Source organism: Microcystis sp. BLCC-F209 (genome assembly GCF_041928595.1).
Classification (GTDB): Bacteria; Cyanobacteriota; Cyanobacteriia; order Cyanobacteriales; family Microcystaceae; genus Microcystis.
On the sequence record NZ_JBHFLL010000236.1, the window covers coordinates 1 to 6,203 of the forward strand.

6 protein-coding genes are annotated in these 6,203 nt (G+C 42.7%); 4 read left to right on the forward strand and 2 right to left on the reverse strand.

All coding sequences use genetic code 11. From position 1 onward, the window contains the following. Window positions 1-176: 176 nt before the first annotated feature. Complete coding sequence (cofG, locus tag ACE1AQ_RS15100; protein ID WP_110545968.1) at window positions 177-1,064, forward strand: 7,8-didemethyl-8-hydroxy-5-deazariboflavin synthase subunit CofG; 888 nt, start codon at window positions 177-179, stop codon at window positions 1,062-1,064. A gap of 437 nt (window positions 1,065-1,501) precedes the next feature. Continuing rightward, window positions 1,502-2,815, forward strand: a complete 1,314-nt coding sequence (locus ACE1AQ_RS15105) for a cytosine deaminase (protein WP_110545967.1) — start codon at window positions 1,502-1,504, stop codon at window positions 2,813-2,815. Here the strand turns inward: ACE1AQ_RS15105 and ACE1AQ_RS15110 are convergent. Then, window positions 2,792-3,133: a DUF952 domain-containing protein gene (locus ACE1AQ_RS15110; protein WP_149977373.1), complete on the reverse strand. Its 342-nt coding sequence runs from the start codon at window positions 3,131-3,133 to the stop codon at window positions 2,792-2,794. The two genes, ACE1AQ_RS15105 and ACE1AQ_RS15110, sit on opposite strands and share 24 nt — an antisense overlap. A gap of 235 nt (window positions 3,134-3,368) precedes the next feature. On the opposite strand from ACE1AQ_RS15110, the gene ACE1AQ_RS15115 reads away from it, so the two are divergent. Further along, on the forward strand, window positions 3,369-4,364 hold the full coding sequence (locus ACE1AQ_RS15115; protein WP_008197123.1) for an L-lactate dehydrogenase: 996 nt from the start codon (window positions 3,369-3,371) through the stop codon (window positions 4,362-4,364). A 497-nt stretch (window positions 4,365-4,861) separates the two neighbouring features. Next, entirely contained in the window at window positions 4,862-5,644 is a 783-nt protein-coding gene (locus tag ACE1AQ_RS15120; RefSeq protein ID WP_008197125.1) for a pentapeptide repeat-containing protein, read from the forward strand. A gap of 213 nt (window positions 5,645-5,857) precedes the next feature. Here ACE1AQ_RS15120 and ACE1AQ_RS15125 read toward each other — a convergent pair whose 3' ends face one another. After that, window positions 5,858-5,989, reverse strand: coding sequence for a type II toxin-antitoxin system YafQ family toxin (locus ACE1AQ_RS15125; RefSeq protein ID WP_008197128.1), 132 nt, complete (start codon window positions 5,987-5,989; stop codon window positions 5,858-5,860). Window positions 5,990-6,203: the final 214 nt, after the last annotated feature.

Below are 6,203 nucleotides of genomic sequence, written 5' to 3' on the forward strand. Positions count from 1 at the left end.
TCCCAGCTTTGGTGGGTAAAATGTATTCTAAGATACATTTCTCAAGAGCGAGGGGGTGGAACGAACCACAAAGACACAAAGGACACAAAGATCGACCGATCCTATGTCAATTAAACTTATCACACAGAACCTAGAAGAGCCTTGAATGCTCGTAATGAACTCCAATTCTGAAAAAAATGTCAAGAATTGTCACCTATAGTCCCTCTCATACCCTTGTACCTACCTACGAGTGTTTCAATCGTTGCAGTTATTGTAATTTTCGCAGGGATTTAGGCACTGATGGCTGGTTAAGTTTGGAAAAAGCCAAAGAGATTTTAACTGCTTTGCAGGGTTCGGAAATTACGGAAATTTTAATTCTTAGCGGGGAAGTTCATCCTTTAGCAGCCAATCGAGAGTCATGGTTTCGGCATATTTATAATTTGGGAGAATTGGCTTTAAATATGGGTTTTTATCCCCATACCAATGCAGGTATTTTAACTTTTGCCGAGATGGAAAAACTAAAAAATGTCAATCTATCTATGGGCATAATGTTAGAACAAATGACGGTGACTTTATTAAATACTGTCCATCGTCATGCCCCCAGTAAAGTGCCATCCCTGCGCTTAGAGCAGTTACAATGGGCGGGAGAATTAGGAATTCCTTTTACCACGGGGTTATTATTAGGAATTGGTGAAACAGAATGCGATCGCTTAGTAACCTTAGAAACTATTGCCACTATTCATCAACGTTGGGGACATATTCAAGAAGTGATCCTACAACCCTATAATCCGGGCAAAAGGGAACGGTGGCAAAATAATCCTTTTGATCTGCAAAAATTACCCGATCTGGTTAGGCAAGCCAGGGAAATTTTGCCCCCAGATATTGTCATTCAAATTCCCCCGAATTTAGTACCCGATCCTCTTTTTCTCTTGGATTGTTTAGCGGCAGGAGCGCGGGATTTAGGCGGTATTGGCATTATCGATGAAGTTAATCCCGATTACCTCCATTTACACCCCGATAAATTAAAGGAATTTTTAGCAGTTTATGGCTGGGAATTAAAGCCACGCCTACCGGTTTATCAGTAATCAGTAATCAGGGAAAAGATAGCACTGTTAATGCCATTGAACACTCCTTACTTAATACCCCTTAATTGATTATTATTCATTCTTAATTCTCCTAACGACCGACGACCGAGGCTGCATCTCATTTTTGTAAATCTACCAATTGGGATTTTTACGGGGAAACTCTCGGCTAAGATTGGGCATTACTTCCGAATTTTATCACTCAATCCAAGCTTTTGGGGGGTTCTACCCCCCAAACCCCCCGTTGGGGGCGTGGCGCCGCCCCCAAACCCCCCGCGCATTAGTTTTTCGGTGGGATGCTTACACGCAGCTGCTGATACATTTGTAATCATCTAAGAGTTACTGATAATTGCTGATTGTCGGTATTCCTGCAAATGTGAGATGCACCGACGACCGACTCCTAACCCTAACAACAATTTTTGATTTTTACCGGAGGTCTTATGATTCCCTCAAGCGAGCGCTACTGGCTCAAAAATGCTCATATTCCCGTTTCCCTGCTAGAAAATGAGGGGTTTTCTCCCCAAACCGCCGAGGGATTAACCTTAGTTAATCTGGAAATTAATGACGGTAACATTAATTGCATCACCTCAACCATCCCCCCCGAAGATAATATTCCCGTTATTGACCTCAAAAAAAAGATTGTTTTTCCTTGCTTTGTCGATATGCACACCCATCTCGATAAAGGTCATAGTTGGCATCGTTGTCCTAACCATGATGGCACTTTTGACAGTGCCTTAAAAATGGCCCTAGAGGATTCCCGACGGGAGTGGCGCTTAGAGGATGTGTATCGTCGCATGGAATTCGGCGTTAAATGCAGTTATGCCCACGGAACCGCCGCTATTCGCACTCATATCGACTCTTTTGGTCAACAGGCCCAGATTAGCTTAACCGCTTTGGCAGAATTGCAACGACAATGGGCCGGTAAAATCACCCTGCAAGCGGTTTCTCTAGTTTCCCTTGACTACTATCAAACCTCCGAGGGAGCGGCCTTAGCCGATAAAATTGCCGAATTTGGGGGCATATTAGGGGGAGTAGCCTACACAAATCCCGATTTACAGGCACAAATTGATATTACCTTCAAATTAGCCCAAGAAAGGGGTTTAAATCTCGATTTTCATCTGGATGAAAACGGCGATTCCGATTCTACCTGTTTAGCAGCGATCGCGCGTACTGCCATCAAAGAGCAATTTTCTGGACAAATCATCTGTGGCCACTGTTGCAGTTTAGCAGTACAATCCCCTGAAATAATCCAAGAAACCCTAAATTTAGTCAAAAATGCGGGCATTGCTATCGTTAGCTTGCCGATGTGCAATCTCTACCTACAGGATCGTCAAGAGGAAAAAACCCCTTTTTGGCGCGGAACAACTAAGATCAAAGAGATGAAAAAAGCGGGAATTCCGGTTGCTTTTGCCAGTGATAACTGTCGCGATCCCTTTTATGGTTTTGGGGATCACGATGGTTTAGAAGTCTTTACCCAAGCGGTGCGGATTGCTCACCTCGACACACCCTACGCTGACTGGGTAAATAGTGTCACCCTCACCCCAGCAAATCTGCTCGGATTGCCCCATTTAGGGCGCATTAAGACGGGTCTAGAGGCAAATTTGTTAATTTTCAAGGCTCGCTACTTTAGCGAGCTATTATCGCGGCCACAGTGGGATCGCCTCGTGATTCGGCGCGGGTTGAGCATCGATACTACTCTCCCCGATTACCAAGAGTTAGATGATTTAGTTCTAGGAATTGAGCAACTCCTGTAAGGGTTTGACAAAAACCACCGATTCTAGGTTGATAGCACCGTAAATATGGGGAAAGGTCTCTTTTTCTAGCTCTAAAGTGGCATTTTCTGGGTTAGGATGCTGGGGCTGCTCCCATTTGAATGGGGACTGCAATTGTTCGAGAGAAATGGCTAAAACCAGCAAATCTGGCTGATTTTGATAAAAAGCGGCCACAACTTTCGGAATTTGTTCTAAGGTGGAGCAATGGATAAATCCCTCATTTTTTAGGGAATACGCCCGATATTCCCCCATTTCACGAGCTATTTGCCAACCTCTTTCTGTAGTGATGTGATAGATCATCGGTTCGCCTCCTACTGTCACTTTATCCCTAATTTTAGGATATAGCCTGAAGCTGTCAGCGGCCCTCAATTCTCTTAAACTAGGGGTCAGGGAATAAAGACAAGAAATTTGTCCGACCACTGACCAGAAAAAAATGGCCGATAACGTCCTCAAAATCTCTTTATAGTCTCCTTTTACCTGATATTAACCATTTCCCTTTAAAATGGGCTTACCGAGCCAATAACTGCCAAAATCTATGCTAGATAAAATATTTACTCCCAATCCCTACGCTGAAAAACCCGCACCTCTGCGTCCTCGCAAGGGGGTGATTATCGGTGTTGGTCAGGTGGGGATGGCCTGCGCTTACTCGATGTTAATTCAAGACTGTTTTGATGAATTAATTCTGCAAGATATCGCCACGGATAAAGTCGAAGGGGAAGTGATGGATTTAAGGCACGGAATGCCTTTTATTGAACCCACAGACTTGAAAATGGGAACCGTGGCCGATGTGGGACAAAATGCCGATGTGGTGATTATTACTGCCGGGGCTGCCCAAAAAGAGGGAGAAACCAGATTACATCTCCTTGAACGAAATGTGGCGATTTTTCGCCGTATTCTTGCGGATGTGGCTGTTTACTGCCCCAGTGCTTTGATTTTGGTGGTGAGTAATCCCGTCGATATCATGACCTATGTTACCCTTAAAATCACCCATTTTCCGCCTTCTAGGGTGATTGGTTCGGGTACGGTGCTAGATTCTGCCCGTTTACGCTCTCTTTTATCCACCCAACTCCATGTAGATGCGCGTAACGTCCACGCTTATATTATCGGTGAACACGGGGATAGTGAGCTTGCTGTCTGGAGTTCGGCTAATATCGGAGGAGCAAGGTTACTCGAAGGAGATTGGCAGGATTTAAGCGCAGCCGACCAAGAAAGCTTAACAGAAATTTTTCTTCAGGTTAAAAACGCCGCCTATGAAATTATCAAACGCAAGGGTTATACTAGCTATGCGATCGGTTTAGCTACCACGGATATCGTTAAAGCAATTTTACGTTCCCAAGAAAGAATTCTCACTATTAGCACTCTCCTCGATGGTCAATACGGTCTCAAAGATGTGTGTTTAAGTATTCCCTCGGTGGTTAACGAGAAAGGAGTGATAAAAACTCTGAATCTTGCTCTTAGTCCCAGAGAAACGGAACAGTTACATAATTCGGCCAAAATTATGCGCGATTTAATCGATCAACTCAAAATTTAACTTAGGGTTGGCTGAATAAATCTAAAAACATTGTTGGCTAAGATTTTTAGATTTTTTTGCCCTGAAAAAGTGCCAGACATAAGAGCGATTGGGGGCAAAATTTTGGCACTTTTTCCCCGAAAATTAGGTAATTGTGGGGTGGACTGAAGCAAGTAGTGCTAGACTTCCCGAAAAGTCTATTTTATTGCAGCTTGTTGTTAGGAATCTACTTAAAAGAGGTTGTTTAATCTGGCTAATACGCTTTTGGTTATGATACGCGGAAAAGTTCGCTGCGATGGTGCTAAAATGGGGTGATATGCTGAAAGTTTCCAATTATCTTTACTCTCAGGAGTGTTATGGAGAAAGTTTTTGTATAATCGATATTTGGCCTGCTCACCCTTTGGTGATGCCAGTTCAGTCCACTTCTGAATAGGTATTGGAATTGATTTGAATTAACTTTTGTAGCAGTCGAGGTTCTAAGCTTTCATGGGGCAATCTTCAAGCAATCGGGAGTTTTGATGGCTAAAGCGCAAATGATTGATCATCTTAAGAAGACGTGTCAGAAGACCTTGAAGCTGTTAGAACAGTTAGGACCAATATCAAATCTAGCTGTTTTAATTGCCGCTATTACTTATCTCACTTACGGGGAGCAAAAACAGCGTAACTCCGACGTTACTCAAGCGTGGACAGTTATTACTGCCGCTTACGAGCAAAAAGGTAGCGGAGGACGAATTCAAGCCCTTGAGTTATTAAATGCCTCTCCAGGCATTCCAGGACGGCACAGATTCCCTTGGTTCTGGTTGACATGGAACCCGGAGAGTTTACAAGGCTTAGAAGCTCCGAACGCTTTTTTGCAAAATATTCAATTGCCTAATGCAGATCTCTGGCAAGCAAATCTCAAAAATGCCAACTTACGAGGGGCAAATCTTCAAAACTCTAGTTTGGAGGGAGCGAATCTTCAAAAATCTATCCTAGCAGCAGCGCATCTTCAAGGTTCTAGGTTACGTATTGCTAATCTTGCAGGAGCTGATTTGTTTAGAGCAAACTTGAGAGGTGCAAACTTGAGGGGAGCAAACCTCCATAGTGCTGGCTTGGTTGAAGCCAATCTTCAATCTTCTGACTTAGCCGGAGCAAAACTTCAAATGGCAACACTATACAGAGCTAATCTGCAAGATGCGAAATACACTGATGCAAGCACTTCACCCAAGTTGTGTGAAAGCTTATCCTTGAGTTACCCTTGCTCCACTGGTTTTCCAGAAGGATTTAATCCTGAATCAAGAGGTATGGTTAAAATAAATTGAATTGCGATCGCCGCCCTGGTAGTTAATGAAATCTAACACACCTCTTTTTTCTCTAGTCAAACTATTTTTGACTAATCTCGAATGCTAAGTCTTATCTGTAAAAACAGAGATCAAAGGCAAGAAAGAAGTTCATCTGTCCTAACGTTTGCAGAAAAGGGTTTTGACCTGTTAAAAGCCTTATTTTAAAAGGGTTTTACCATTATTCAGCAAACCCTATTTAGGTTCTAGTTCTTGCTTTTCAAGTAATTTATCAATGACATTTTTCAGTTTGGTCATATCTTTTTCCCGTTTTTGCAGTCGTTTAATATCTTTCTTAAAGCGATTTTCAAAAATGGTTAATAACATTAAATTCTTAGCTGCTGATATAGTTCAACTTGATCCTTGCAAACAGTTAAGTTTTTTTGTTCTTCAATATTCTGGCTCTCCCAGCTTTGGTGGGTAAAATGTATTCTAAGATACATTTCTCAAGAGCGAGGGGGTGGAACGAACCACAAAGACACAAAGGACACAAAGATCGACCGATCCTATGTCAATTAAACTTATCACACAGAACCTAGAA